Below are 26,368 nucleotides of genomic sequence, written 5' to 3' on the forward strand. Positions count from 1 at the left end.
CCTACGACATCATAGTAATCGTAGACACGTTACCGAAATAAGGCACTTACAGAGTTGAGATAGGACATTTTTTGACGAATTTGCACTAAAGCCGGTCGGCTCTTTCAATATAGACCTGCCTCATAGGGCGAATTCTCAATCCATTTCAGAGGAATACTAGCTGCCTTTCCAATATTCTGCGAACCCGGGCGCTATCAAAAGTTTGCGCGCAGCTTATCTGTGCACATTTCTGCAAGTTAAATCCAGGAGGCTAAAAAGGTCTTTTCTAAAACAAGGAGTAACAAGTTTGGCTTGTGAAAAGTGCGCAGCACTGTGCAAACATTTTGCGTAATTCAGGTATCCCTCATTACGCCCATAAATTCTACAGGCATCTTTGCCGACCCAAGGCCCTCACAGGAACTCTGTTTTGAGCCCATTCCTTAGCTCCAAAAAGGATGAAGTTTCAGGCTTGAGCCAGAGAAACTGGCTCGGATTGAATGCGAGGCGAATGTTCGCTTTTGTTTAACAGCGGGAACAAGCGCCACCACATCCCGTAAGCAACGGTCAAAACCGACCTTTCTATATTGCCCAAGAAACTGACAGTGTTCCAAAGCTGAAGTTGTCTTTATGGCGCTCGTCTTCGCTGGTCGAGGCACGCAATGTGACCGCGGCCAGCAGGTGATCCCACTGCCAGGTAGCGCCCAGACCAAGCCGACCAATCAGCGGCCCTTCGTCGAAACGGTAAGCCCCGGCATTGTCATCGATGTAGGAATAGCCTACATACTCCAGCCCCAGCCCCACATATACTGACCAGCTACTGCCTGAATCCTTGAACGAGCCCGGCAAAGCGATGGTTGAGGATGTACCAGCGTAGTCCGGCACAAAATTTATAGGAAGGTGTCTGCCAAGCTGCCAGACCAACCCGGTTTTAACGGAGGTCCGAAAACTCGACAGTAGTCCGGATCCAACCACCGACACACGCTGTTCAATGTTGCCGCCCTGCCCGAGTTGCAGGAGTTTTCGGCCATGCGCAGCCTGTATGCCACCCACCACATCGGTTCCAAGCTGATTCCCCCACCCTTGCGGCTTGTCGCTTCCCGTGGCTTTGTGCACCCATTTCTGAACCGACTCGGCACCGCTTTCGGGCCCAATAACGCCAATGTGAGCACCAAAGCCGGTAATCGTATCGGCGTTCCAGCTCCAGAGAGTGCCGCTGAGCGACAGGTGGCCGGCATAGGGAATGTCGTCGAACTGCGGACCTTCAACCGTAATATCTTCAGGCGTAACCATGAATTGCCGCAAACTCAGGCTTACCGCCTGCTTTGAATCAGCAGTTCCAATACCTGGCAGAAAGCGCAGCTCATCACGCAGAATCCGGGCAAATCTTGCCGACTTTCCATCGTTCTCGTCAGCGGTGTCCGTCAGATACGACAAGCGTACCCCGTTTGTATAGCCACGATCGGTTCCGGTAAGCAGGTCGTTATCCCAGGACAGGTTAACAACCTCTGCCTTCAGGCTGGTTGGGAAAACACTCATAGCGAAAGACAGCAGGAAAGCACATTTGCAGCGACGACTCAAATCCAGTCTCTCCGGTTGAAACTAAAAGTAATGAGCAGGCCTAATGTCGGGTCAGACCTGTTACAACGGCCACTCAATCCAGATGTGCAGACTAAGTGGCTTTCCTCCGTTTTTCGAGTTCCTCCCATCGACGCGGTCAGCTCCTCCGGATTAACGTGCCGCCGGACTGAGATAAGAACACCCGATTACTTGGAAAAGTCCAGCGTAGTCAATCGACCGACAGATACCGGCTCTTTAGCTGTCGGTAGTCTGAATTACTACACTTTATTCCAATCTCCCCGAGTGTCAGCTCTGTGATTAGCCGAATCATCCCCCGTTATTCGCGATAAACTCTGGTGCGGCCAAGCCTTGACTGTTAACGAGTGCCGATGGGTGATACTCTCGCGCAACATATAGCTTTCTACAGGCGGGCTCTCGGACTTCCCGCTGGACTGCTGTCCGATTCTGGACAATCAAAACCAGACACTTTTTTTGAGCTTGAAGTTCGCATAGTAAACTGTAAAGCCAGAAATTAAGCAGCTGGGGCAGTGGTCATTCTGTCCAGGTAGAGCCATCTCCAACCTGACAAATGCGTGCCCAAACTTGGGATAAAACGTGTAACTAGCGGTGTTAACAGAACTTTTTTGAACTTCCGTCCAGCCTGCAAGTTACTGACGAACAACGATTTAGACCCACCGACCTCACTCCAAACCGACCCCAATCGGCGCCCTCCGGAGGCAGAGGTCAGAGGTTCGAATCCTCTCAGAGGATTCCTGGGTCTGGCCCCAGAAAACGTAGACGAGGGCAACAGACACCATGGCAACCGTAACAATGGGGAACTTCATTAACGCTTTCCGTTTATGCGGCGACAACGCCGGGTGATAGACATGCAGGCAGCCTACCCCAAGCGGCTTCGTCATGCATCACCCAAGGTTACGCACAGAATCTGTGGATAACTTTGTGCGTAGCGCAAGGATAGCCGGCCTGAGCCCAGTAGAACCGGGGGTTCAAGCAATATGGCCGCAAAATGAACGGGGTATAATTTATCCACCGAAGAGTAGCTTCCCTCCAGACGCCAATGCCCTATACTGCGACATATCCCATGCTCTCGAATCCATCCACCGAAGACTCCACCCAGAGTAGCCTAGCCTGGAGGTACGGTCTTGAAAAACAAACCTGAAGAACTGGCCACCGACAGCTCGGTCTACAAAACCCTGCTGGAGTCTACCAGGGCCATACCCTGGAAGATCGACTGGAAAACCATGAAGTTCGCCTATATCGGCCCCCAGATCGAGGCGCTACTGGGCTGGACACCGGAAAGCTGGCAGAGCGTGGAAGATTGGGCCACCCGCATGCACCCGGATGACCAGGGCTGGGTCGTGGATTTCTGTGTCGCTCAATCCAAGTCCGGCATCGATCACGAAGCTGACTATCGGGCACTGCACAAAGATGGTCACTACGTCTGGATTCGGGATGTGGTGCATGTTTCCCGCGATGAGAATGGAGAGGTCGAAGCGTTGATCGGTTTCATGTTCGACATCAGCGAGCGCAAGAAAACCGAAGAAAAAGTCGTGGCCTTGCAAAAAAAGCTCGAGGAATATTCATTCCAGGACGGCCTCACCGGCGTAGCGAATCGCCGAATGTTTGATTCATTCATGGACGAGGCCTGGCATAGTGCCCTGAGAAATCATCAACCTCTCTCGGTGCTGCTTTTGGATATCGATAACTTCAAGCAATACAACGATCTTCATGGTCACTTGCAAGGGGATGAGTGCCTTAAACGTATAGCCAAAGTGCTCATGGGTGCTGCAACGCGTTCTAAGGACTTTGTTGCCCGTTTTGGTGGCGAGGAGTTTGTCATCGTTCTGCCGGAAACCAATCCTGCGGCAGCACTGAAAGTTGCCGAGCGGTGCCACCAACATCTCCTGCGAGAACAGATTGCCCATGGGAACAATAGCGCAAGCCAGCTGGTCACGCTAAGCATCGGCGTCGGCACAATCACTCCAGCGAGAAATGATTCACTCACTGACTTTCTGGAGCTTGTGGATCAGCGCCTGTACGAGGCGAAACACCAAGGCAGGAACCGCATCGTGGCAGCCTGAATCCACCACTCCACCGAAAAAGTCATGTAAGCCATGACGACACAACGTATTTTCCGACAGGGAATCGTTACAAAAAAATCCCGGTTTAACGTTTACAAATTCCAAGTCCAACACAACACTTGCCACTGAAGTCGTCAACCAGCAGCTGTAATCTGGTTGTTTGTTTGTACGGAAAGCCATGCATCCACGGTCGCCTTGCTTCGATATCTGGCCGTATGCTGAGGAACTGAACGACAAGGTTGTCTTGCCGCAGGGAAACGTCCAGCGGCACCGGTTGTATTGTCTGCATCGCCCGCCCGACAGGGGGCCCACCAGGATGCACAATCAACCGAAAGGACACATCATGCCCAATCAACTGTGGTTAAGGATTGAACCCGAAAAGGCCATCAACAGCGCAGACGCTGAATCGCTTCAGGTCCGTGTCAGCTACGAGATCTCGATCCAGACCGAAGACAAGCAGAATGATAGTCATCCTGCCAGCGACATTATCAGACTCGATCGCCATGCCAGTGCAGAAAGCAAACTCGAACCCGTCCTCCTGAGCAAGCCCATCCACGCGCGACTGGAAAGCCGACAGGGCCAGGAGCTGGCAGACCTGGGCGAGATTGATACCGGGCCCGGCAAGAAGGGGGAGCCCGTCACCCTCGTCATTCCTGCAGAGTCCCTGAAGCATGCCCTTGAGCGCAACAACCCGGAGCAGCAACCGGTGCTGGAACGATCCGGCCGTTTTGTCACGCTTGGCCAGGTCGACCGCAGGTTCGATGACTATTCACTGAGTGTCGATCTGATCGATACCGAGGCAAAATATCAGGCGATTTCCAGTCTGCTGGCACAAAACGCTGACAACGGCACCAACGCCCGTTCAGCCGAAGTAGCTCTGGATACCCACACGGCTGGCCATCTCGGGGCATTGTCACTGACAGGCGCAGATCTCAAATTCGATGGCAGTTTTCATATAAAGCGTCCCTTCAACGTCGGCACCGAAGCCAATGGCTGGATCTGGGTGTTGAACGGGCCAAAGTTGATTGTCGGTTACCAGTCCGACGGCTCCGTTTATACCCCTTTGCGGGACCTCCGCATTATGCTGCCCTGGCAAGATCCGGTGAGCGATGGCCAGGAGCACGGTAAGGGTTCGTGCTGCAATAATGGTCATCCGCCCCTGAACATGGACGAAGACAGCCTGCTGAACGATCCGGACCTGTTCAGCGACGACCCCGGCTCATTTTGTCGGCCTTTCAGCAACCCGGCCCGCATTCTGGGCGAACGCCGTTTCCAGACCGTCTTCCGGGTGGAGCAGCCTGAGATCGAATCCACCTCTAACACCAAACCGGATTACCGGGGACTGATCGCCCCCAGGGATGCCAATGAGTTCCGAATGATGTCCACCGCCATGGTGGCCAGCGAACAACCGGACAGTGAGGCCGCCAGCGTTACCCGGACCAGGTTCGCCATTGACACTGCCAGTCTGCAGCGTTTCCTGCCCAAAAACCCCGGCGTATTCATGCCGCCCATTAAAGCCATTGATTTCCTGCCACTGCCCAAACTCCCCTGGCTGAACAAGCGGCAACCTGTGAGCGCCCGAAACCCCATCGACTGGGACGGCGACACCACCAAATATCAGGCTCTTTCCGTGGCGGGTGGCCACATCATGGAATGGCGAGTGCAGTGGCGATCCAACGGCTATTCCCTGGGCGATGTGGCGCATACCCTTACCCTGGCACCACGGCAAACCCGCCGGATTGTGAAACTGGATTGGCGACGCCGCGAAGCGAGCATCCGGCGCGAGACCAGCCAGTTTGCGGAAGAGGTTGCCCAAAGCACGTTCAGCGACCGGGATTACCACAACGCCGTTCGCTCCAACCTGAACGAATGGAGCAAGGGCGGCAGCAGTTCCAAAACCACCGGTGTGGCAGGTGGCATCGGATTTGCGCTCGGCCCGGTGGTGATTGGTGGTGGTGCTGCCCATGGCCGGGCCAGTTCCAGCAGCTGGCAACAGGGTGGCCGCAGCGTGTCGGCAGCAGAGGAACAAAGCCTGAGAGACGCCATCCGCCAGTTCGGTGACTCGTTGCGCCAATACGAATCCACAGTGGTGAACGAAGTCAGCCAGGACGAATCGATTGAAGGCGTTTCCGAGGTGGTTCGCAACCCCAACTACTGCCACTCCCTGACCGTCATCTACCATGAGATTCTTCGACATATCCGCGTAGACACTGTGCTCGCCGGCGTGCGCGAATGCCTGTTTGTGCCCTTCGCGATTCGGCCCTTTACCTTTTCCCGTGTGATTCGCTGGCGCGATGTGTTCGAGCGTTACCTGCAAAAACGCGACCTGCGCTGGGCACTGAAATACACCGAGGACATCCAGAACCATTGGCAGGGATCCGATGTTCCAGCCGGCCCCCGCAAGGCCCAACCCCTGGAAAGCCTGACAGGAACCATTTACATCAAACTGGGCATTGAGCGCCCGCGAGACGAGGTGGTATCGGATCAGATCGACGACCAGCTAAGCGCAGAAGGTGCCGTCGGCGAGAAAATCACCACGCGGGTGTGGCAGGCCTACGCCAACATCCTTCCCATACCGGTAGGCCAGATTGTGGCCCGCATCCGTGGCTTCTCTGCCTCCCAGCGGGATGCCTATTTTCAGCGGGAAATCGCACCGGCGATGGCACGGCGATGGGTTGACCGACTGCGCCTGGACAGCCAGAACGGCGAACTCGAAGGCACCGATTTCACCCTGGTGGGCGAATACCGGTTCAACCGCACGGTGCGAGTTGATTTCAACGTGCCATCGGAGGCCCTGGCCGGGAACAAACGGGAGGATATCGCCAAGCTGATTCTTTCCGCCACCGAGCACCTACCCAAAGGTTCCGTGGCAAATGTGACCAGTGCGAACATTCATTTTCACACCAGCCATTACGAGCGGCGTATCAGCTCACCACGGGGTACGGATGACCTGATCTCCCCTCCCGCCTGGGATGACAACGAAACCGATCGCCCGGCCCCGAGCGAGAGCGCCACGCTGTCTTTCCGGCCGTCTAACTGGGAAGAGCAAAATATGCGGCTGGAAGCCGAGAAAGCGAACCGCAAGTTACTGGAACACATTAACGACAACCTGCACTACTACCATAAGGTGATCTGGTGGACCATGGACAGGGACGAGCTGTACATGCTCCTGGACGGCTTCGCCATATCCCCCAGCGACGGTCGCTCGATCGCCTCCGTGGTTGAACGTGAACCCATTGCCATCATGGGCAACACACTGGTGTTCAAGGTAGCCGCTGGCGCGTTCCTGGGCATCAACGGCCATGAAAGCTATGAAGATGCCTTCCGCTATTACAAGGGTGAAGGCGCGCCGGCCATGCCCATGCGAATCAGCCTGCCCACCGATGGCCTTTACGCGCAGGCCATCATGGACGAATGCAACGCCTGTGAAGAGCATGAAGGCTCAACCGACTGGGTGCTGAAAGATGAAGACCCGGCCCTGGCCGACTTCCCCGGCAACTTCTTTGATTCTCGCCGTAGCCAACCGCAAGACATGACCCCCACCAACATGCCAGATTCCATCATTAACCTGCAGAATGCACCTGCCGCACCAGCCCCTCAGGGCTTTGGCGACATTCTGGGAGCCGTGGCAAACAGCAACGCCTTCCGCGACATGGCTGGCCTTGAGGGCACCCAGAAGAACGCTTTGGGTGCGCTGAATTCGGCGGCCAACCTGGCCGGTCAGTTCGGCGGCTTTGCATTACAGACCCGACTGGCGGAACTACAGGCAGAAAAGGATGCAGGCGCAAACTTTGACAAGAAACGCGCCGCCATAGACCGCGCCGTTGAAAAGGGATCCATGTCAAAACAGGATGGCGAAGCGGCCTTGCGCAAACAGGCAGAGCAAATGGGGCAGAAAGCCGCCGATGGCGTCTCTGACCGCGCCAAATCCATCGTTGAGCAATTCGGTAAAGATCGGGATGTGTCTGTCACCGAGCAAGACGCTGGCGGCATTCGCACGGTGAGTGTGGGCAAGGGTTTGCAGCTCGCATCGTTCCGGCCAGATGCTGACGTTGAAGCCCTCGAACGGTCTCTGGCGAACCAAAAGATTATTGAGCGCTATAACCGCGGCACCGCCTGGAAACGGGACATCGTTGCCAACGCGGAAGCGGAGGAAACCGCCTGGACCAACGACGACGGAACCAAGAAGCAAGAAGGTACTGAATTGGCGAAGCTCCAGGATTACTTCGGAGCCATTGGCCAGTGGGCCGTGGATCAGTTCGCGGAGGACTCGCGAGACAATGAAGCCGCCTGGAGTGCCGCGTTTATTTCCTACGTCGTCAAGAACGCCGGGGTAACGCCCAGCCATGGGTTCAGTCCCAGCATCCGGCACATGACCTACATTGTTGAGGCACTGGTGAACCGAAAGAACCGGGATCTGGACAGGCCGTTCTGGCTTTACAAAGCAGAAGACCTGTCACCTCAGGTCGGCGACATCCTCTGCAAGCCCTGGAACGAGACCCCTTGCGCCAATCTCACATTGGCCGGGCTGGAGAGCCAGTTCATCGAAAAGAAAGCCAGCGGCGAATACGCCATCAAAGGAACGCCAACCGGGCATTCCCACACCGATGTAGTCGTCCGGCGTTTCTCTGATGACGGGACCGATTACATCGAAACCCTTGGTGGCAACACCCGTGATCTGTCTGGCGTAGCTCACACCGTTGGCCGCCGACGTTGGCGCCTCAATGCAAATGGCCGGGTAGACGCATGCGTCGATCGCAATAACGAGGTAATCGAAGACTGCCCTCCATTTGCGTTCATCCGGATTGTCCACCCGACAACGCAGCAACTGCTCGACGCAGCCGCCGATGAGGGAGGAGTCAGTGTCTAATTCCGTGTAACACCGGGATACGCCTTCCTCGCCTCTGGCCGCCGGAGGCTTGCGAAGGCGTCAATCTCCCACGACCGCATGGCCATCAGCAAGCTGACTCCGAAACGCTGTTCTAATGGCAGGGCCAGGTCTTCCTCATGGCAATGACGAAACTCAAGGGCCAGGCGTTTCAGTTTCTGTTGCACGGATTCGTTCGATTGGGGCGACAGCATACCGCTTACAAAAAGCCGCATCTCACCCGGCTGGTGGAATCGACATTTCAGGAAATCCTGCTGAACTTCCGTTTCAAAAAAACGCTGGATTGGCCCCCGGGGTTGCCAGGCGAAGTCGTGGCTGACCAGTAATTTGATTCGGTTACCGGGCAACAACTCCACCAGTCCCATGCGATCAAGCCGTGCCAGATAGCGGATTAACTCCGGCTCCTCTATCCGATAATTCTGGAGTATCTCGCCAAACTGCCAACGGTTCATGGTGCACACCGCCACCAGCAACAGACGCAGGTCAGACACCAGCTCCCGTTCCTGTTCTTCGCTCAGTTGTTCAACCCTGGGCTCGGGGGCCAGCTTGCGAACCAGATCGGTGATCTCCATCCCCATCAGCCCACATACCTGGTCCAGGCGCTTCAAGGAGAACTGACGATCTGAAAATAACCGTTTCACACTGGCTTCTGACAACGCCAGCGCCTGTGCCACATCCTGGTAGGTCAGCCCGTGTGCCCTGAGCTGACGTTTCAATTCACCGACAATCGCGCTGGTTTGCGCCATAACCGCCCCCTTTCTTACCAGCCATTCAGCCAAACGTATCAATATACGATACCCGATGTATAGGACAGCACTACCTTTATAGAAAACCTCGCCCACCCTCCCTGGTTCACGCACAGTGGAGCCGTTCCAACAACAACGTCATCAGGAGTCAATCATGGACAGCGAACTCAAAAGCAATTCCGCCGGGTGGGTATTCTTTGTGAAGGTTTCCTTTGCTATCGCGCTTTTTGCGGCCGCCGCCGGCGTGGTGTTGGCACCGGTGGATCTGGTGCTCAAAGGCTACATGGCCATCAGCGCCCTGTTTCTGGTTAGCACCACCATCACGCTTTCAAAAACCATCCGCGACGAACACGAGCACCAGCGCATCGTCAACCGCATATCCGAGGCACGCACCCATCAACTGCTGAAAGAATACGGGGAGTAACACCATGAGCATCTGGCGCAAACTGGACACCCTGTTCCGGGCATCGGCCCAGGAGCCGGTAGCAAAACTGGTGGATGCCAACGGTATCCGGATATTCGAACAGGAGCTGCGCGATGCAGAACAGGCCATCGCCCGCTCCAAGCGGGAACTCGCCTGCCTGATGGCGGAAAAAACCCGGCTGGCCAGGGACAACGAACACCTGAGGGCCACCATCGACAAACGGGAGCATCAGGTAACCGAAGCGCTGGAGAAGAATGAGGAAGAGCTGGCGCTGGAATTGGCCAACCTGATCGCCGAAGATGAGCCACTTCTTGAGCGCCAGCAACAGCAGCACGACAAGCTGCAGCAGCAGGAAAACCGGTTGCGCAAACAGCTGCGGGACTCTGGCCGGGCGCTCAAGCATTTCCACAGTGAACTCCGGCTGGCCAGGGCCAACCGCCACGCAGAGCAGATTAACCGCCAACTCCGCGGGCACGCCCGGGGGCTGAGCAGTCATATGGAAGACCTCAATCAATCCGTTTCCCGCATTCAGGCAAGACAGGCCGAAGCGGAGGATATCGAGGCGGCGTTGACAGAGCTGGACCGGGAACAGGAGGACGAAACCCTGGACTCGAAACTGAAAGCCGCCGGCATCAGCAACGGAAAGAGCAGTGGCGAACAGGTTCTTGCCAGGATTCGTTCGCGGTCATCCGCAGACCGCAGCAAATAGCGAACATCACGCAAGCTGGGAGCAGCTATAAGCAAGAGTCTATTACCTCTGCTTATAGCTGCCCCCCAAGAGAGACTCGAGGCCACTACTTTGCACGCCAGAAGACCCTTCGCAGAACGCACGGATTAAAACTGGGAAACCCCGAAGAAGGCTGCTATTTTCATAGATAATCGCCTGCTTCCCGGCCAATGGCTTATTCGTGGGCAACTCCCGGAGCCTGGAAATGAAACGATACCTGACCATGCTGCTGGTATCGCTGTTTACATGGATTGAGACAGTCACCGCAGATGATACACAACACCTGAGCATAGCGGTTGGTGACTGGCCGCCGTATTTTGATCAGGAGGCACCCGATCAGGGGATTGTCGCCCAATTGCTGCGAGATGTGTTTGCCGAGGAAGGCTTTACGGTCTCCTACCACTTCCTCCCCTGGAAGCGAGCTTACTATGAAGCCGCAATGGGCAAACACGATGCCACGGCGGTATGGATGCATGCGGAGGAACGTGAGCAGGAATTCACCTTCAGCGACCCGGTCCTCAAAGAACGCTTCGTGGTTTTTCACCTGAAAGACCAGCCGGTCAGTTGGTCTTCGGTGGAAGACCTGTCTGACCTCAGACTCGGTGGCAGCATTGGCTACAGTTACGGTTCGGCTTTCGACCAAGCGATAGAGGATGATCTGCTTAGCATTGAATGGGTCGCCAGTACCGTGCTGAATTTCCGCAGGCTCCTGTTCGACCGCATCGATGCGTTCCCCGAAGAGATCAACGTGGGCTATCACATTTTGCGTCGTGAACTTGACCCGGAGGAAGCCAGCCGCATTACCCAGCACCCCCGCCCTCTTCTCGAGAACGAAAGTTTCGTGTTGTTTCCAAAAACACGACCAGACACCGTGCAACTGGCAGAACGTTTCAACGATAGACTGCAGGCGTTCCGCGACAGCGGCCGGTATGACCATTACTTCAAGAATCCCCAGTACAGCCTGCAGCCGCGACAAGGGCAATAACCCGCTCAGAACCGGCTCCTCCCCCGCAGCAACACCTGTAAAGCATCAATGCTGTCATCCCCATCCAGGGGAAACGCCAGATCAAAGTGCAACATTCTCTGTACTTCAACTCTGCTGGATGCCAACCTCAAGCCAACCCCAACATCCCTCAACACACCACCGTCCGGCCCGTTACTCTGACCGTCAGCAAACCAGGCGCGGCCAGCATCAACGAACACCACCCCGCCCATCCGAAACAACTTGAAAGGATGCCAGTCGGGGAAGTACCGGCGTTCGAGTGTCCACAAAACCCTTCGGTCCCCTTGCTGGTATTCACTGGGATAGCCACGAAGCCCGTTTTCACCTCCTATCAACAGTTGTTGGTCGGCGGTCAGGTTACGAGCAGCGGTAAAGGCAAGACTCGTGTACCAGCCGGTCCAACGAACGGACCCACCGTGAAAGTACTCCAGGCTGAGGGTGCCAAGGAGGTTTTCGACGCGGTCTTGATCAAGCCGATACGTGCCACTCTGCTCCAGACCATAACTGGCGTAGTTGGTTTCCGTCGCCAGCAACGAGTCCTGAAAACTCATGTTCAGAACAACCCGATCTTCAGTGGCCCCCAACCCGGTGCCTGAATAGCCAAGTTCCGTACGCCACACAAAGCCATCACGGACGTCTTCAACCCGCTGTAAACGAGTCAGGTTGGTCATCTCACGAAAACGGTTCTGGCGGTAATCAAAACCAATCCATGGATAGCTCAGGGTTCGATCATCCGGCAACACATCCAGGGCAGGCTGATCAGGTAACGACTGAAATCCGAACGCCTCGTAGCGATACCCCGCCAGCAGGCGGAGCTGCCGCTCGTTGCGCTCAGCCAGGCGCCATCCGCCATCAACACTGAAATACTCCCGGCTACGGCGGTAATCGGCAATGGCTTCTGCCCCCACGTAGCGGGATTCCTCCCGGACATCATCCACCCCAGCCAGGCCAAAGCGCCAGTTGGTGCGGACGCTGCGAACGGCCGTGGAACAAACCGCCGATGACGACGGCTGGGCGCATCTCGGCAAGGTTGGCCAGTACATTTCAAACAACAGCTCCTTCTCCCCGGTGAACTACGGATATAAAAAGCTGAGTGATTTGATTCGGGCCAGTGAGCTGTTTGACATCGATACCAGAGAAAAAAACGTGGTTTTCATCAGAAGCCCAGAGAAATAGGTCTGGCTAACAATTCGATGTTCGGTTAGGTCGCAAAGCGAACATTCAGATTAGAGGCCGAAGGGCTCGCTTTGAGGGTCATGTGAATCGGGGTAAGTCCATTGCCTTAAGTTATGTTGATTTGGAAGCCAACACACCAGCTGCACCCAAGTAGAACGACGCGACGATCTTATTGGCCCATTTGCTCCCCCGCAAATGCTTGCCCAGCTTGGATGCTCCCACTATGTAGGTCGCGTATATGGAAAAAGAAATCGCTATTGCGACTGCCACCAATGCTACCGCTTGAGAAATATAAGCGCCGGAAGACGTGATGAATAACGGGTAGATCATCAGACTCGCCAGCAGTGCTTTAGGATTTGTCAGTGAGACTGCCATTGCGCTTAACATCATTTTGCTTACGGTCATTGTCTGAGAGGAAACAGTTACAGTATTTACCCCGGACCTGAACGCCTTTTTGGCGAGATACACCAGATAAGCAACCCCACACCACTTCAGCAATACCAGTGCACCTGCATAGCGTTGTATCAGTACGCCCAGTCCGGATAACACGAGTATCCCATGGACACAGGTTGCCAGCATAAAACCCACTGCGACTGCCAGCGACTTCCGTGCGCCATACCTAAGGGACTGTCCTACGGCAAATGCAGCGTTCGGCCCAGGCAGAGCCAGGATTGTCGCGAAGGTTGTAGCGAAAGTGATTAAAAGTCCCCAATCGACTCAAAACCCTCCGCTTTTACCCCGTTGTATTGACCGTCGTGGAGCGACATTTGCGTCATGATAAATCCAGCTGATCAATCAAGTTCGCCAGTCGTCGACGCCCCTCTTTATCCAGGGTTTTGAGCGGCAGCGGTAAACACGGAGACTCAGCAAGTCCCTGCAATTCCGCAGCAGCTGCGACAACCCGCAGGCTTCCTCCCGACTCGTTGAACAATTTCCATAAGGGCTGTAATCGTTCCGATAAACGTGTCGCTTCCTGCGCGTTCCCGGCCTGCGCTGCGCGGGTAATCGCAAGTGCTGCAGCGGGAAACACTCCCCCGATCACAGAATACCAGGCATCACACCCGGCATTCAGGCCTGTCACGGCGAAGGCATCTCCGCTTACACCCAAAGTGACATTTAATGGAATGCGTACTCGAAGCGCTTCAACCCGCGTCCTTGCTTCAGTCGCGTCCTCAGGCACTCCGGGAATCTTAATGGAGGCCACGTTCGGAAGATGCGCGATTTGTCCGTGAAGCTCGTCGCTGAAAATAAACTGAGTAGTCCCCGGGTTGTCGTATACGCAGAGCGGTACCGACAGTGCGTGCGTTACGGTTTCATAGAGCCCGAAAACTTCGTCTGGAAACAGCTTCTGATACGACATTGGCGCTAGCAGTACCCCGGTAACACCAGCAGCCTCTGCATCTTCAGCCAGCGTAAGTACATCGCGCGTGCGCAGTGCACCAATACCCGCCATCACGGGAATATTCCCCGCGTGTTCGACTGCGAGCCTTACTACACGTGCACGCTCGGCCATGGTCAGATAGGCATAGTTTCCAGTCGAGCCCAACACGCCTATTGAGTCAACGTTGGCAGTAACGAGCTGTTCGATCAATCGAACAAATGCCGCCTCGTCTATACCTTGCTCACTCATAGGGGTTAAAGGAAATGCGCTGAGCCCCGAAAACATGATGAATCCTCCGAAATCACGGAACAGACGGATGTCTTACCCTTTGAAGCCAGCCTATCAGAACAGAGGCCGATTAGTGCCCATATGCTAATTCAAATGCCGCTTGCCAGAGACTGGGCTACCAACGACTTACAGGCCTGTCTGGCGATTGAGTGTCATTCGACGAAAAATCGTTCCCATGAGGAGCAATAACAGGCATCCCAGATTGTCATCCTGAAGGTACGCTACAAACTCAGATCGCTCTTAGTGGTTGGCATGTTTCGTCTAATCCAGAAAGCACTGGTCGCAAAGCAAACGTTCAGGCAAATAGATTTTGGAATATGCGCAGTAGACGGGTAGGCACCCTGCGAATGATCGTGATAACCGGTAAAGACGTGATAGCAAGGTGCCAGGCTGAATCCTGGCACCTTGCTATCGGCGTTACTCACCAAGAGTTCGCTGTTTCCAGAGATAAAAGAGCACAGGAATCACCAGCAGCGCCAGAATGACAGCGGAAATCATACCGCCCACCATAGGTGCCGCAATCCGGCCCATCACCTCCGACCCTGTACCGGTGCCAATCATAATGGGCACAAGCCCCCCGATAATGGCGGCCGCCGTCATCATGATTGGCCGAACCCGCATACCGGCACCGTGTAGTACGGCATGGCGGAGGGTTTCTCGCCTTGGCGTCAGCCCTTTGTCTTCACACGTTTCCAGCATTGCGTCATAGGCCTGATTCAAATACACCAGCATGATCACACCAATCTCTACCGCAACGCCGGCCAGCGCGATGAAACCAACACCGACGGCTACCGAAAAGTTATAGCCAAGCAGATACATCAGCCAGATAGCACCGATCATCGCAAACGGCAGCGTGCCCATAATGATCCCCACCTCGGCAAAGCGGCGAAAATTCAGGAACAGCAGAATGACGATGATGGCCAGCGTTAATGGAACCACATAGCTCAGTTTTTCCTTCGCACGTAGCATGTACTCATACTGACCAGACCAGTTAATTGAATAACCGGGAGGCAGATCCAGCTCTTCGCTCACGGTAATCATGGCCTCTTCAACATAGGTGCCCACGTCGACACCCTCAATGTCGACAAAGGTCCAGCCGTTCAGGCGTGCATTCTCACTCTTGATGGCCGGCGGGCCATCCTCCACACCGATATCCGCCACATCTGCCAGGGCAATGCGCTGGCCGGATGCGGTCACGATGGGCAGTTGCTCAAGCTTCTCGGGCGAATCCCGGTAATCTTCCGGATAACGAAGATTGATGGGGTAGCGCTCAAGCCCCTCGATGGTTCGGGACACATTGATACCACCAATCGCCGAGGCCACAACCTGTTGAACATCCGCGATATTCAGCCCATAACGAGCGGCACGCTCACGATCAATATCCACCTTGATGTAGCGGCCACCAGCGACCCGCTCAGAGTAAACAGACGCTGTGCCGGGGATGTCGACCATGACTTTCTCAAGGCGTTTACCGATATCCTGGATGACGGTAAGGTCCGGGCCGGCAATCTTGATGCCCACCGGCGTTTTAATACCCGTTGCCAGCATATCGATGCGCGTGATGATCGGCATGACCCAGGCATTGGTTACCCCCGGGAACCGAATCAGAGTATTGAACTCCTGCTTCAGCTTTTCGGTGGTCATGCCTTCCCGCCATTGATCCCTGGGCTTGAGCTGGATGAAGGTCTCAATCATCGTCAATGGCGCCGGATCGGTTGCGGTATCCGCCCGCCCCACCTTGCCGAACACGGTTTCGACTTCGGGTACGGTGGCAATCAGCTTGTCCGTTTGCTGCAACAGCTCCCGTGCTTTTCCAATGGAAATGCCCGGGTAGGTGGTGGGCATGTACATCAGGTCGCCTTCATCCAGCGGCGGGATGAACTCACTGCCGATTTTGGTGGCTGGCCAAAGGCCCACAGCCAATACCAGCAACGCAGCAATAACCGTCGTTTTCGGGAAGCGTAACACCAGCTTCAGAACCGGCATATAAATGCCCACCAGCAGGCGGTTCACGGGGTTCTTGTGCTCCGGCAGCACCTTGCCTCGGATGAAATACCCCATCAACACCGGCACCAGCGTCACCGCCAGGGCCGCACTCGCCGCCATCGCGTAAGTTTTGGTGAACGCCAGGGGCGAAAACATCCGCCCCTCCTGAGCCTCCAGGGCGAACACCGGCACAAAACTGACGGTGATGATCAGCAGCGAGAAAAACAGCGCTGGCCCCACCTCCGAGGCTGACCGCGCCACAACTTCCCATCGGTTCTCGGGCGTTAACGGAGTTCGCTCCATGTGTTTGTGCATGTTCTCGATCATTACAATCGCACCATCAATCATGGCGCCAATGGCAATCGCAATCCCCCCGAGTGACATGATATTGGCATTGATGCCCTGCCAGTGCATGACGATAAAGGCCGCCAGAATACCCACCGGAAGGCTGAGAATCGCCACCAGCGACGAGCGCACGTGGAACAGAAAGACAATGCACACCAGGCCGACCACCAGGAACTCTTCCAGCAGCTTGAACCCCAGGTTGTTGACTGCTCGCTCGATCAGCCCGGAGCGGTCATAAACCGTCACCACCTCCACACCTTCGGGCAAGCTGGATTTCAGGTCTTCCAGCTTCGCCTTCACGCCATTGATGGTGGCCTGGGCGTTTTCACCGAAGCGCATGACCACAACACCGCCTACGGTTTCCCCTTCCCCATTCAGTTCGGCAACTCCGCGGCGCATCTGAGGGCCGACTTCAACACTCGCCACATCTTTCAGAAGTATGGGGGTACCGTTGTCATCCAGGCCCAGTGGGATAGACAACAGATCCTCGCGGGACTGGATATAGCCAGACGTGCGCACCATGTATTCCGCTTCCGCCATCTCGATCACAGACGCGCCCACTTCCTGGTTGCCCCGTTTGATCGCGTTCTGGATGTGAGCCAGCGGGATGCCCAATGCCCGGAGTTTTTCCGGGCTGACCTTCACCTGATATTGCTTCACCATACCGCCGAGGGCAGCTACCTCAGAGACACCCGGCACCGTTTGCAGTTCGTACTTCAGGAACCAGTCCTGCAGACTGCGCAACTGGCTTAGGTCCTGGTTTCCGGTTCGGTCCACTAACGCATAAAGGTAAACCCAGCCAACGCCGGTAGCGTCTGGCCCGAGCTGAGGCTTTGCCGAATCTGGCAAACTGGGCGCAACCTGGGACAGGTATTCCAGTACCCGGGAGCGGGCCCAGTACATATCAGTGTCTTCATCGAAGATCACGTAAACATAGGAGTCACCGAAGAACGAGTAGCCCCTCACCGTTTTCGCGCCCGGCACCGAGAGCATGGCTGTCGTCATCGGGTAGGTCACCTGGTCTTCCACCACCTGCGGCGCCTGGCCGGGGAAACTGGTTTTGATGATGACCTGCACATCGGACAGATCCGGCAGAGCATCCACCGGCGTCTGTTTTAGTGAATAGAGGCCGAGCCCCGTAATAAGCAACGTCGCCAGCAACACCAGGAAGCGGTTGCGAATAGACCAGTGAATAATAGCGGCAATCATGACTCGCCTCCGCCATGGCTCATGGTGCTGTGATCCATACCCTCATGATCCATCTCCTGCTCCTCCATAGCCTGGGGCGATGTCATGCGCTGGAAGTCCGAGGTTTTGCTGGATTCCGAATCGATCAGGAACTGGGCGGATGTAACCACTGTGTCTCCCGGCGTGAGGCCATCGAGTATTTCCGCATACTTGTCGCCGACGCGCCCAACGGTCACGTCAACCGATTTGAAGGCGCCCTCGTCCATTGCCAGAACCAGTCGGTCGCTCTGCCCGGTGCGGATGACCGACTCCCGCGGCACCAGGAACTGCCGCTGTCCCCGTTCGCCCTGAACATCCAGGCGAGCGAACATACCTGGCATCAGGACACCATCAGCGTTATCAAAGCGCATCCGCACTTGCGCCGTCCGGGTTTTCGGGTTCACTTCGGGGTAGACGTAATCCACATTTCCGCGCCACTCGCGACCGGGCATGTAATCCAGCGTCATCTGTACCCGATTACCAGCCTCTACGGCGGAAAGCTGGCTTTCAAACACTTCGCCGATCACCCAGACCTCATCCAGTGCGGCAATCGATAAAACCCGGTTTCCGGGCTTGATGAACATACCCTCACGAACATTCAGATTCTCGATCACCCCGGAACCCGGAGCGTAAACCGTCATGGTTCTCTGGACTTCGCGCTTCTGGCGCAGTTGGCTGATCAGACTAGCCGGCACGTTCAGCGCCAACAATCGCTCGGTAGCAGCATCAACCAGTCTCTGATTGCCACGGTTCATCGCGAGAAGCAGTTCTTCCTGCGCATTCACAAGGGTGGGCGAGTACAGCGTGTACAAAGGCTTGCCTTGCTCAACAGGCTCGCCCTCGGCTTTGACATAAAGCGCTTCGATCCAGCCTTCAACACGAGGGTGCACGTGGGCCATCTCGTCTTCGTTGTACTGCACGTAGCCTACGGTAGTAATGTTGTTAGGCAGGCGCCCCTGAATCACCGGCTCCGTTCGAACCCCAAGGTTGTTGACGACCGTTGGTGAAATTCGGACCGTCCCAGCTGACCCACCCTCCTCGTACACCGGGATTAGATCCATCCCCATCGGGGATTTCCCGGGTTTGTCACTTTTAAAATTGGGGTCCATCGGAGCTACCCAATACAGCGGCTCCTTTGGGCCAGAAGCTGCCATTTCAGCTGTAGGCGTCGAAGTCGCGTCAGTGTCAAGCCAGTACGTGGCCCCGGCACCGGCGAGTCCGCCGAGCAATACAAAGCCCAAAGGGCGAGCAAAATTAGCCATGATGGTCAGTCCTGGTAGCGATTCAGTAAAAAGGAAGGTGCGTCGGAGGTGACGGTTGTCAGATAACGGAACTTCGCCAGATTTCCAGCCCGCTCGGACATCATCTGTATCAGCTCAAGCTGGGCGCTGAGCTCTGCAATTCGCGCTCGTACCGCCTCAGCGAAGTCGCCGTCATCGTTGTCGTAAGCAGTCAATGCTGCGCTTGCCTGCGCCTCCATTTGCGGCAGCAGGGTCTGTTCATAGAGCTCTATGCGGTCATCCAGCCGTTCAATCCGGGCCACAGTCGTCCGGGCTTTGGCCCGAAGCTCCCGGATCAGCAGCATACGTTCTGTTTTTGCCGCCTCCAGTCGCGCCACAGAGGCATTCAGCTTTCGATCCTGGCGGTTGCCGGTAAAAATCGGGAGATCAAAGCCAATACCTACAGAAAACAGGTCGGCTCTGTCCTGACCGTTGGGGGCCCGCTCCCTGTATCCATATTGTGCAGATACCGACCATTCCGGCTTGTAGGCCTGGCGAGCCAGGTCAACGTCAACACTCTGAGCATCGATTAACTGATCGATTGCCCGGATGGAAGGGTGGCGAACCAGCGCCTCTACGGAGGCTTCGGCCAAGCCTTGTGGAAACACTCTTAGCAGCTCACGAGGTACATCGTCCGTGACTGCAACTTGAGCCTGATCCCGGCCGATCCATTCTGCCAACGCCTCTCGGCTCACTGCCTGCTGCAAACGCAGCACCGTCAGCCGGTCCTCAAGTCGGGTCAGTTCCAGCGAGGCACGAATAACATCCTGCTGCCGGGAGCCCATGGTTGCAGAGGTATACCCAGCCTCGACGACATCTTCTAACTGTTGAAACAGAGCGCGGTTTGCTTCAATCAGCCGGATGCTTTGCTGGGATCGCCAGACCTCAAGCCAGAGGTGCGTCACCGTTTCCATGACCCGCGCCCGACGGTTTTCGCGCTGAAAAGGCTGAACGCCTGCCATTACCTCTTGTTTTACTCTGGCCAACTGACGGCTTTTACCTCGCGGAATTCGCTGGGTAAATCCAATCGTGGCCTGAGTCATTGCCTCCTGTCCGGTATCAAAAGTATCCGTGGGCAAATTCGCGGCACCAAGCGTCATTCGCGGGTCCGGGAGTGTACCAACGGCCATCGATTCTTCCAGAAGAGCACCCTGCATCTGCACACTCTGACGCAGCCAGGGATCGTTCTCGATGGCCGCATCGATCGCGCCGGTCAATTCAAGTCTGGGTGCCGCCCAACCGGGCAGACTGGCGAAAACCAGAACGCCGAGAACGGCCGGCCTTATAAGGCGAGGAAGAAGGGACAATGTTATATCTCCATTGAATTATTTCTAAAACAAAACCTTATATCTCTTATCTGAAACCAATCTGAATTACAGAACAAAATGGCATAACTTGATTTATATCAAGCCTTTGTTATTTCTGAATAAATTCACTTATCTTTAATTATTGATGTTAATTTCAGGATCAATTCAGAAACCGGTGTTTTAATTAACTCATCAACCGATAAGGAGGTGTAAAAATGAAAACGTTACTTACATTTGCAGCAGCAGTGACTCTTTCTACATCTGTTCTTGCTGGCAACATGCCAGACAATAAAGACATGAAACCCATGCACAGCCAAATAATGGATAAATCATCTGTTGAAGAAATTCTTCAGAATGAAGATTTGCAACGCTTACACAGGGAGATGACACGTTACGCGATGTCTGAAGTGGGTTTTGATGCTCGCGTTCAAATGATGACGGATGAAGGACGAGCTTATCATAAGGCACTGAAACAAAGACAAAAAAATACCGCAAGGTAATTCTTGCGGTAAAGTTAACTCGTGAAGACACAAGCGTCGACTGGCTCGGGTTTTAAGAAAATCGTCGCTCAGATCACGTCTAAGTAGACCACAGAAATCTGAAACTGAACTGAATTTTTAAAAGGTTTTAGATAATAAGGAGAGTATCATGAAAAAAATCATTATCGCTGCCGCAGCTGCCACTTTATTTTCTACCATGGCCACTGCCAATTCAGGATTAGCCGACCGGATTAATGAAGTCCGGTCCTACCCGAACAAAACAGTCGACACGAAAACTGAAACAATGACCTGCATGAAAAACATGCACGTTAACAAAGATTTGAGCAGATCACACAGAAAAACGGGCCACGATCATACTTAAATAAATCTGTCATATAAGAGAAAAGACACTAGTCGACTGTCCATTTAATAGGCAGTCGACTGCCTATTAAATATCGATCACCCAGACAATATTTACTTCATTTCGCCAGTGCCTCTTCATAGGGATCTTATAGATCCTGCATTCGGCCAACCTGACGAGCCAGCCGCATCGACTCATTTTTCTCCATCTCCAAAAGAGATTCAAACAGCTCTTTTGCTTCTGGGATTTCGGCTTTTCCAATCAGCGTTTTGTAGAGATCAATAATCTGATCATGAAAGTCGAATACCTCCCGGCAGATACCATCGAAATCAAGCTTCGCATACGGCTCGTCGCAGGTTCGATGGGTTTTGATCGGATTATGGGACAAATAGTCATACACACGAGTTTCCAGTGTCTTTTTATCCCCTTGATGCTCAAACTCGTTCACGATCCGCTCTATTTCCGATTCATGAGCTGCCAGATAATCCAAAAGCGCACGGGCCCGCTCTTCCTCGTGCTTTGTTGCGCAATGGGACAGACAGCTCGCCAGATGTGAGTGCAGATCACGCGTCCAGTCGATCAATTGTCCGAACGTTTTTATGTACATATTTTCTTTCCTTTTCTCTTCTACACAATAGGCCTGACATTCAATCATTCAAAAGCTCATGACTTTGCCCCAAGCTTAACCACCCGTAAGCGCAGCGCATTCACGATCACGCTAACCGACGACAGCGACATGGCGGCGGCTGCAAGAATTGGCGAGAGCAATATCCCGAAAAACGGGTACAAAACCCCGGCTGCTATCGGAACACCCGCGGAGTTGTAAACGAAGGCGAAAAACAGGTTCTGCCGGATATTGCGCATGGTCGCCAGCGACAACCGGCGGGCCTCGACAATGCCCATCAGATCCCCGCGTAGCAGGGTAATGCCGGCGCTTTCGATGGCCACATCGGTTCCTGTGCCCATGGCCACACCCACATCCGCCGTGGCCAGTGCAGGTGCGTCGTTAACGCCGTCACCCGCCATCACCACCACGCGACCCTCGTCCTTCAGGCGCTGAACTATCTTGCCCTTGTCTTCCGGCAGCACTTCCGCTTCCACTTCGTCGATATGCAGTTTGCGGGCAACTGCTTCAGCTGAGGTGCGGTTGTCGCCGGTCAGCATGACCACCCGGATGCCGTCCTTTTGCAGCGCGGAAATAGCGGCTTCGGTGGTTTCCTTGACCGGATCGGCAATCGCCAGCAAACCCGCGACCTTTCCGTCGACAGCGGCAAAAATCACGGTAGCGCCATCTTTTCGGAGCTGGTCGGCTTCGCCGTCAAAGTCCGCGGTGTCGACATTCTCCGACTCCATAAGAAGGCGGTTGCCAAGCAGCACCCGCTTGCCCTCGATCTGGCCCGTCACTCCTTTTCCATTTGGGGAATCAAAGTCTTCCGCATCCGGCAACTTCAGGTCCATGCCCTTGGCTTTATCGAGAATGGCGTGGGCCAGTGGATGCTCGCTGCCCTTTTCCAGACCGCCGGCATAACGCATCAGATCACTGTCATTGAACCGGTTCGCCGCGACCAGCCGGGTGACTTGCGGCTTGCCCTCCGTCAGCGTGCCGGTTTTATCCACCACCACGGTGTCCACCTTCTCCATACGTTCCAGTGCTTCTGCATCGCGGATCAGCACGCCACTCTGGGCACCACGTCCGACACCCACCATGATGGACATGGGCGTCGCCAGGCCAAGTGCGCAAGGGCAGGCAATGATCAGAACACTGACTGCCGCAATCAGTCCGAACGCCATAGGCGGTGCGGGTCCAAAGAATGACCAGGCTATAAAGGCGACAATGGCAATCACAATAACCGCCGGCACAAACCAGCCTGCGACTTTGTCGGCCAGTCCCTGGATGGGTGCTCGGCTGCGCTGGGCGCTGGCCACCATCTGAACGATCTGGGACAGCATGGTATCGCGGCCAACCTTGTCGGCGCGCATGATGAAACTGCCCTGCTGGTTAATGCTGCCGCCGATCACCGGGTCGCCGGATTTCTTGCTGACCGCCAGGGGCTCGCCGGTCACCATGGACTCATCCACGTTGGAACTGCCTTCAAGCACTTCGCCATCCAGCGGTACCTTGTCTCCGGGGCGCACCCGCAGACGGTCACCCACCTTGACCTGATCCAGTGACACATCGGACTCGCTGCCATCGTCATCCAGCTTCCTGGCTGTGGCGGGCGCCAGATCCAACAGAGCCTTGATGGCGCCGGAGGTTTTCTCCCGAGCCCGCAACTCCAGCACCTGGCCTAGCAACACCAGCACGACAATGACCGCTGCGGCCTCGAAGTAGACGGCGACCGACCCGTCTTCCTGCCGGAAGGCGCCCGGAAATATCTGGGGCGCAAGTGTGGCTACCAGGCTATAGATCAGCGCTACGCCCGTGCCAATGGCAATCAGCGTGAACATGTTCAGGTTACGACTGACGACAGACTTCCAACCTCGAACAAAGAACGGCCAGCCACTCCAGGCCACCACGGGCGTTGCCAACACCAGTTGAATCCAGTTGGACATTTGCGGGGCAATGATGTGATCAAGCCCGGTAAGATGCCCACCCATTTCCAGCACCAGTACCGGCAGGGCCAGCACCAAGCCGATCCAGAATCGGCGGGTCATATCTTTGAGCTCTTCCGAAGGTCCGTCGTCCAGGCTCACCTGCTCGGGCTCCAGGGCCATGCCGCAAATGGGGCAATCTCCGGGGCCTTGCTGGCGAATTTCCGGATGCATCGGGCAGGTATACATGGTGCCCGGTGCCACTGGCTCTTGCTGCGTCTTTTCTTCACCGAGGTATTGTTCCGGATCCTCATCAAATTTCGACTGGCAGCGCGACGAACAGAAGTACCAGGTTTTGCCACCGTGCTGGCTGCGATGTTCTGCAGTATGCGGATTCACTGTCATGCCACAGACCGGATCCTTGGCAGTGTGCTTACCAGGCTCTTTATCGGTGTGATGATCGTGGTGATGGGCGTGATGATGCTCAGCCATTTTGATCTCCTGTTTTATCTGCGGGCCAATCGGCAAACGCAATGAAATACAACAGAACCAGATTGACAACAGGAATCAGTATCAGCACACCCATCCATCCCGGATACCCCGTGCGCTGACAAATACGCCAGGCTGGAATAACGACCACAATGGCAATCACCAGCATCCACAGCCAGTGCCCTGCCCACATGCTGTGCCCGAACATGTTATCTCCCATCATGACAATAGCCTCTCTTCCTGATTTTGGTTAATGGTGATGATGCGCGTGACTCTCTTCGTGTTTCGCTTGCGCGGATTCCGGCGATCTTTTCAGGAAAATCTGCTCGGAAACGGCAATCACAACCATGGTGACCAGCGCCACGCCAATGACGAACGGGTCGGTATTCATTTTTACCCAGACAAAGCCACCCAACGCCAAAAGATCCAACAAGATCGCCGTTGCTGGCACCCAAGTGTTGGCCTTGATGTCAGCGCGTAGATAGCGCAGCACACCCCAGTGAATGGCAATGTCCATAATGAGATAAAACACGATACCCAGCGCAGCGATGCGGGAAAGATCGAAGAAGGCGGTCAGGATTAACCCGAGGACCACCGTGTAGACCAGTGTGTGTTTCTGGATGCTGCCGGGCATGCCGAAATGCCGGTGAGGGACCAATTTCATCTCCGTCAGCATGGCCAGCATGCGAGACACCGCGAAGACGCTGGCCAGAATTCCGCCTGCCGTGGCCATCATGGCGATCGCGACGGTAAACCAGACACCATAATCGCCGAGAGCGGGACGCGCAGCAGCTGCGAGGGAGTAATCCCGCGTTTCGATGATTTCAGACAGTGACAGGTTGCTGGCGACCGCAAAGCCCACCAGCGTGTAGATCACCACGCAGGCCGCAATGGAAATAACGATGGCGCGCCCGACATTTCGCTTAGGATCAATAACTTCCGAGCCGCTGTTGGTGATGGTAGTAAAGCCCTTGAACGCCAGAATTCCCAACGCGGTTGCGCCCAAGAAGTTGCCCAGCGCCCCGGCTTCACCCGGCTCCGAAAAATCAACCGAGATTGAGTCGGCAACCCAGATACCCACCAGTCCAAAAATCAGTATGCCGCCGATTTTCAGAATCCCGATAAAGGAAGCGACCCCCTGAATCATCCGATTGCCCAGCAGATTGATCAGAAAGGCCGCCAGAATCAGCGCCACCCCGAGAACGGGCACCATGCGGCCGCTTTCATCCCCGCCAAATAGTTGCATGGTGTAAGAGCCAAAGGTGCGAGCCAGGAAACTCTGGGCGATCACCATGGAAAAGTACATCAACAAGGCGTTGAAAGCCGTTGGCAGCCGGTTTCCATACGCCTTGTGCAGGTACATGCCGATACCGCCAGCAGATGGGTAGGCATTCGAGATCTTGATGTAGGAATAGGCGCTGAAGCTGACAATGACCGCTGCAGCAAGAAAAGCCAGCGGGAAAAACACACCGGTCATCTGGGCCATCTGGCCGGTCAACGCAAAAATACCGGCACCAATCATGACGCCGGTGCCCAACATGACCGTCCCTGATAGAGTGAGACTGCCTTCCTGATAGCGGGTGCTTCGATCTTCTTCCCTGTTCATTCGGCCTCCTGTTATTTTTTCATAGGTGGGATCTTGGAACAGCAGAATGGCTCATGCTTCGCATTGGCCCGGACGTTGTCGTCGGTAAACCGGTACCAGTCCAGTTTGCGCTGGGTCCACCATCCCACTTTCAATCGACCACCGTAAGCCTTGATCACGTCCAGTAGTTCATCAACCGACCAGTGGGTACCGTCATAGGTCACCTGCAATGCGCCATTTGACTGACGCTCGGCAAAATCAACGCAGGGATGATGATTAAGATCGTGGATCAGCTCTTCCCAGCGATCTTCGCCAAGTCCCTCAACGGCGATCTTCCGACGTAACAAAAACTGCTCCTGATTGGTTGCTTTGTGTGCTTTGGTCATGGGGTGACACCTCTCTTCCTGATGACTTCTCCCTGCATCAAAACACTCCAACCTGAACTGCCACTGAAAATGGACAAAGGTCTTTGGTGGATTTGAGTTACATCAAATCGCAGACGAAAA

Annotated in this window: 21 protein-coding genes; 8 read left to right on the forward strand and 13 right to left on the reverse strand. The window is 55.1% G+C overall.

From position 1 onward, the window contains the following. Window positions 1-558: 558 nt before the first annotated feature. Window positions 559-1,557, reverse strand: a complete 999-nt coding sequence (locus MWU64_RS00825) for a lipid A deacylase LpxR family protein (RefSeq protein WP_247059338.1) — start codon at window positions 1,555-1,557, stop codon at window positions 559-561. A gap of 1,142 nt (window positions 1,558-2,699) precedes the next feature. On the opposite strand from MWU64_RS00825, the gene MWU64_RS00830 reads away from it, so the two are divergent. Beyond that, the gene (locus tag MWU64_RS00830; RefSeq protein WP_072678517.1) at window positions 2,700-3,638 is read left to right on the forward strand and encodes a sensor domain-containing diguanylate cyclase; all 939 of its coding nucleotides are present in this window, start codon (window positions 2,700-2,702) and stop codon (window positions 3,636-3,638) included. Window positions 3,639-3,981: 343 nt separating this feature from the next. Next, on the forward strand, window positions 3,982-8,508 hold the full coding sequence (locus MWU64_RS00835) for a DUF2272 domain-containing protein (protein ID WP_247059340.1): 4,527 nt from the start codon (window positions 3,982-3,984) through the stop codon (window positions 8,506-8,508). Here MWU64_RS00835 and MWU64_RS00840 read toward each other — a convergent pair. Next, entirely contained in the window at window positions 8,505-9,272 is a 768-nt protein-coding gene (locus tag MWU64_RS00840; RefSeq protein ID WP_247059362.1) for a helix-turn-helix transcriptional regulator, read from the reverse strand. The genes MWU64_RS00835 and MWU64_RS00840 overlap by 4 nt on opposite strands. 154 nt (window positions 9,273-9,426) lie before the next feature. On the opposite strand from MWU64_RS00840, the gene MWU64_RS00845 reads away from it, so the two are divergent. From MWU64_RS00845 to MWU64_RS00855, 3 genes are all read left to right on the forward strand, one after another. After that, window positions 9,427-9,696, forward strand: a complete 270-nt coding sequence (locus MWU64_RS00845; RefSeq protein WP_058092198.1) for a YiaA/YiaB family inner membrane protein — start codon at window positions 9,427-9,429, stop codon at window positions 9,694-9,696. A gap of 4 nt (window positions 9,697-9,700) precedes the next feature. Next, complete coding sequence (locus tag MWU64_RS00850; protein ID WP_247059365.1) at window positions 9,701-10,405, forward strand: PspA/IM30 family protein; 705 nt, start codon at window positions 9,701-9,703, stop codon at window positions 10,403-10,405. Between the two features lie 223 nt (window positions 10,406-10,628). After that, on the forward strand, window positions 10,629-11,408 hold the full coding sequence (locus MWU64_RS00855; protein ID WP_247059367.1) for a transporter substrate-binding domain-containing protein: 780 nt from the start codon (window positions 10,629-10,631) through the stop codon (window positions 11,406-11,408). Between the two features lie 5 nt (window positions 11,409-11,413). Here the strand turns inward: MWU64_RS00855 and MWU64_RS00860 are convergent, their stop codons facing one another. Continuing rightward, window positions 11,414-12,469: a BamA/TamA family outer membrane protein gene (locus MWU64_RS00860; protein ID WP_247059370.1), complete on the reverse strand. Its 1,056-nt coding sequence runs from the start codon at window positions 12,467-12,469 to the stop codon at window positions 11,414-11,416. Between MWU64_RS00860 and MWU64_RS00865 the strand changes: the two genes are divergently transcribed. Beyond that, entirely contained in the window at window positions 12,411-12,602 is a 192-nt protein-coding gene (locus MWU64_RS00865) for an OST-HTH/LOTUS domain-containing protein (protein WP_247059374.1), read from the forward strand. The genes MWU64_RS00860 and MWU64_RS00865 overlap by 59 nt on opposite strands. A gap of 111 nt (window positions 12,603-12,713) precedes the next feature. Here the strand turns inward: MWU64_RS00865 and MWU64_RS00870 are convergent, their stop codons facing one another. From MWU64_RS00870 to MWU64_RS00890, 5 genes are all read right to left on the reverse strand, one after another. Next, entirely contained in the window at window positions 12,714-13,301 is a 588-nt protein-coding gene (locus tag MWU64_RS00870) for a LysE family translocator (protein ID WP_348645539.1), read from the reverse strand. A gap of 73 nt (window positions 13,302-13,374) precedes the next feature. Beyond that, window positions 13,375-14,268: a dihydrodipicolinate synthase family protein gene (locus MWU64_RS00875; RefSeq protein WP_247059376.1), complete on the reverse strand. Its 894-nt coding sequence runs from the start codon at window positions 14,266-14,268 to the stop codon at window positions 13,375-13,377. Between the two features lie 420 nt (window positions 14,269-14,688). Further along, complete coding sequence (locus MWU64_RS00880) at window positions 14,689-17,811, reverse strand: efflux RND transporter permease subunit (protein ID WP_247059378.1); 3,123 nt, start codon at window positions 17,809-17,811, stop codon at window positions 14,689-14,691. Further along, window positions 17,808-19,091 (reverse strand): efflux RND transporter periplasmic adaptor subunit, encoded by a 1,284-nt coding sequence (locus MWU64_RS00885; protein WP_247059379.1) that lies wholly within the window; start codon window positions 19,089-19,091, stop codon window positions 17,808-17,810. Before MWU64_RS00885 ends, MWU64_RS00880 begins: the two co-directional genes overlap by 4 nt. Window positions 19,092-19,096: 5 nt before the next feature. Then, a complete protein-coding gene (locus MWU64_RS00890) occupies window positions 19,097-20,416 on the reverse strand; it encodes a TolC family protein (protein ID WP_247059381.1) in 1,320 nt (439 codons plus the stop codon). Between the two features lie 215 nt (window positions 20,417-20,631). Here MWU64_RS00890 and MWU64_RS00895 point away from each other — a divergent pair, with 215 nt between their 5' ends. Beyond that, window positions 20,632-20,916 (forward strand): hypothetical protein, encoded by a 285-nt coding sequence (locus MWU64_RS00895; RefSeq protein ID WP_247059383.1) that lies wholly within the window; start codon window positions 20,632-20,634, stop codon window positions 20,914-20,916. A 148-nt stretch (window positions 20,917-21,064) separates the two neighbouring features. Then, window positions 21,065-21,277: a hypothetical protein gene (locus MWU64_RS00900; RefSeq protein ID WP_247059385.1), complete on the forward strand. Its 213-nt coding sequence runs from the start codon at window positions 21,065-21,067 to the stop codon at window positions 21,275-21,277. Window positions 21,278-21,404: 127 nt separating this feature from the next. On the opposite strand, the gene MWU64_RS00905 is transcribed toward MWU64_RS00900, so the two are convergent. Genes MWU64_RS00905 through MWU64_RS00925 form a run of 5 tightly spaced genes read right to left on the reverse strand, consistent with a single transcriptional unit; the run spans window position 21,405 to window position 26,248 of the window. Next, the gene (locus MWU64_RS00905) at window positions 21,405-21,863 is read right to left on the reverse strand and encodes an ATPase (RefSeq protein ID WP_247059387.1); all 459 of its coding nucleotides are present in this window, start codon (window positions 21,861-21,863) and stop codon (window positions 21,405-21,407) included. 56 nt (window positions 21,864-21,919) lie between these two features. Continuing rightward, window positions 21,920-24,280 carry a heavy metal translocating P-type ATPase gene (locus tag MWU64_RS00910; RefSeq protein ID WP_348645535.1) on the reverse strand — a complete coding sequence of 787 codons (2,361 nt, stop codon included), beginning with the start codon at window positions 24,278-24,280 and terminating at the stop codon, window positions 21,920-21,922. Beyond that, window positions 24,273-24,500 (reverse strand): hypothetical protein, encoded by a 228-nt coding sequence (locus tag MWU64_RS00915; protein ID WP_247059397.1) that lies wholly within the window; start codon window positions 24,498-24,500, stop codon window positions 24,273-24,275. Before MWU64_RS00915 ends, MWU64_RS00910 begins: the two co-directional genes overlap by 8 nt. A 27-nt stretch (window positions 24,501-24,527) precedes the next feature. Beyond that, complete coding sequence (locus tag MWU64_RS00920) at window positions 24,528-25,883, reverse strand: APC family permease (protein WP_247059399.1); 1,356 nt, start codon at window positions 25,881-25,883, stop codon at window positions 24,528-24,530. Between the two features lie 11 nt (window positions 25,884-25,894). Beyond that, on the reverse strand, window positions 25,895-26,248 hold the full coding sequence (locus MWU64_RS00925; protein WP_247059401.1) for a hypothetical protein: 354 nt from the start codon (window positions 26,246-26,248) through the stop codon (window positions 25,895-25,897). Window positions 26,249-26,368 lie beyond the last annotated feature (120 nt).

It is taken from the genome of Marinobacter sp. S0848L (assembly GCF_023016065.1).
Classification (GTDB): Bacteria; Pseudomonadota; Gammaproteobacteria; order Pseudomonadales; family Oleiphilaceae; genus Marinobacter.

Bases quoted from the DNA above. Each gene is read 5' to 3' on its own strand.
- MWU64_RS00915 (WP_247059397.1), bottom strand. From the start codon at position 24,500: ATGATGGGAGATAACATGTTCGGGCACAGCATGTGGGCAGGGCACTGG.
- MWU64_RS00925 (WP_247059401.1), bottom strand. From the start codon at position 26,248: ATGACCAAAGCACACAAAGCAACCAATCAGGAGCAGTTTTTGTTACGT.
- MWU64_RS00845 (WP_058092198.1), top strand. From the start codon at position 9,427: ATGGACAGCGAACTCAAAAGCAATTCCGCCGGGTGGGTATTCTTTGTG.
- MWU64_RS00920 (WP_247059399.1), bottom strand. From the start codon at position 25,883: ATGAACAGGGAAGAAGATCGAAGCACCCGCTATCAGGAAGGCAGTCTC.
- MWU64_RS00880 (WP_247059378.1), bottom strand. From the start codon at position 17,811: ATGATTGCCGCTATTATTCACTGGTCTATTCGCAACCGCTTCCTGGTG.
- MWU64_RS00875 (WP_247059376.1), bottom strand. From the start codon at position 14,268: ATGTTTTCGGGGCTCAGCGCATTTCCTTTAACCCCTATGAGTGAGCAA.
- MWU64_RS00835 (WP_247059340.1), top strand. From the start codon at position 3,982: ATGCCCAATCAACTGTGGTTAAGGATTGAACCCGAAAAGGCCATCAAC.
- MWU64_RS00905 (WP_247059387.1), bottom strand. From the start codon at position 21,863: ATGTACATAAAAACGTTCGGACAATTGATCGACTGGACGCGTGATCTG.
- MWU64_RS00860 (WP_247059370.1), bottom strand. From the start codon at position 12,469: ATGTACTGGCCAACCTTGCCGAGATGCGCCCAGCCGTCGTCATCGGCG.
- MWU64_RS00885 (WP_247059379.1), bottom strand. From the start codon at position 19,091: ATGGCTAATTTTGCTCGCCCTTTGGGCTTTGTATTGCTCGGCGGACTC.
- MWU64_RS00895 (WP_247059383.1), top strand. From the start codon at position 20,632: ATGAAAACGTTACTTACATTTGCAGCAGCAGTGACTCTTTCTACATCT.
- MWU64_RS00910 (WP_348645535.1), bottom strand. From the start codon at position 24,280: ATGGCTGAGCATCATCACGCCCATCACCACGATCATCACACCGATAAA.
- MWU64_RS00840 (WP_247059362.1), bottom strand. From the start codon at position 9,272: ATGGCGCAAACCAGCGCGATTGTCGGTGAATTGAAACGTCAGCTCAGG.
- MWU64_RS00855 (WP_247059367.1), top strand. From the start codon at position 10,629: ATGAAACGATACCTGACCATGCTGCTGGTATCGCTGTTTACATGGATT.
- MWU64_RS00900 (WP_247059385.1), top strand. From the start codon at position 21,065: ATGAAAAAAATCATTATCGCTGCCGCAGCTGCCACTTTATTTTCTACC.
- MWU64_RS00850 (WP_247059365.1), top strand. From the start codon at position 9,701: ATGAGCATCTGGCGCAAACTGGACACCCTGTTCCGGGCATCGGCCCAG.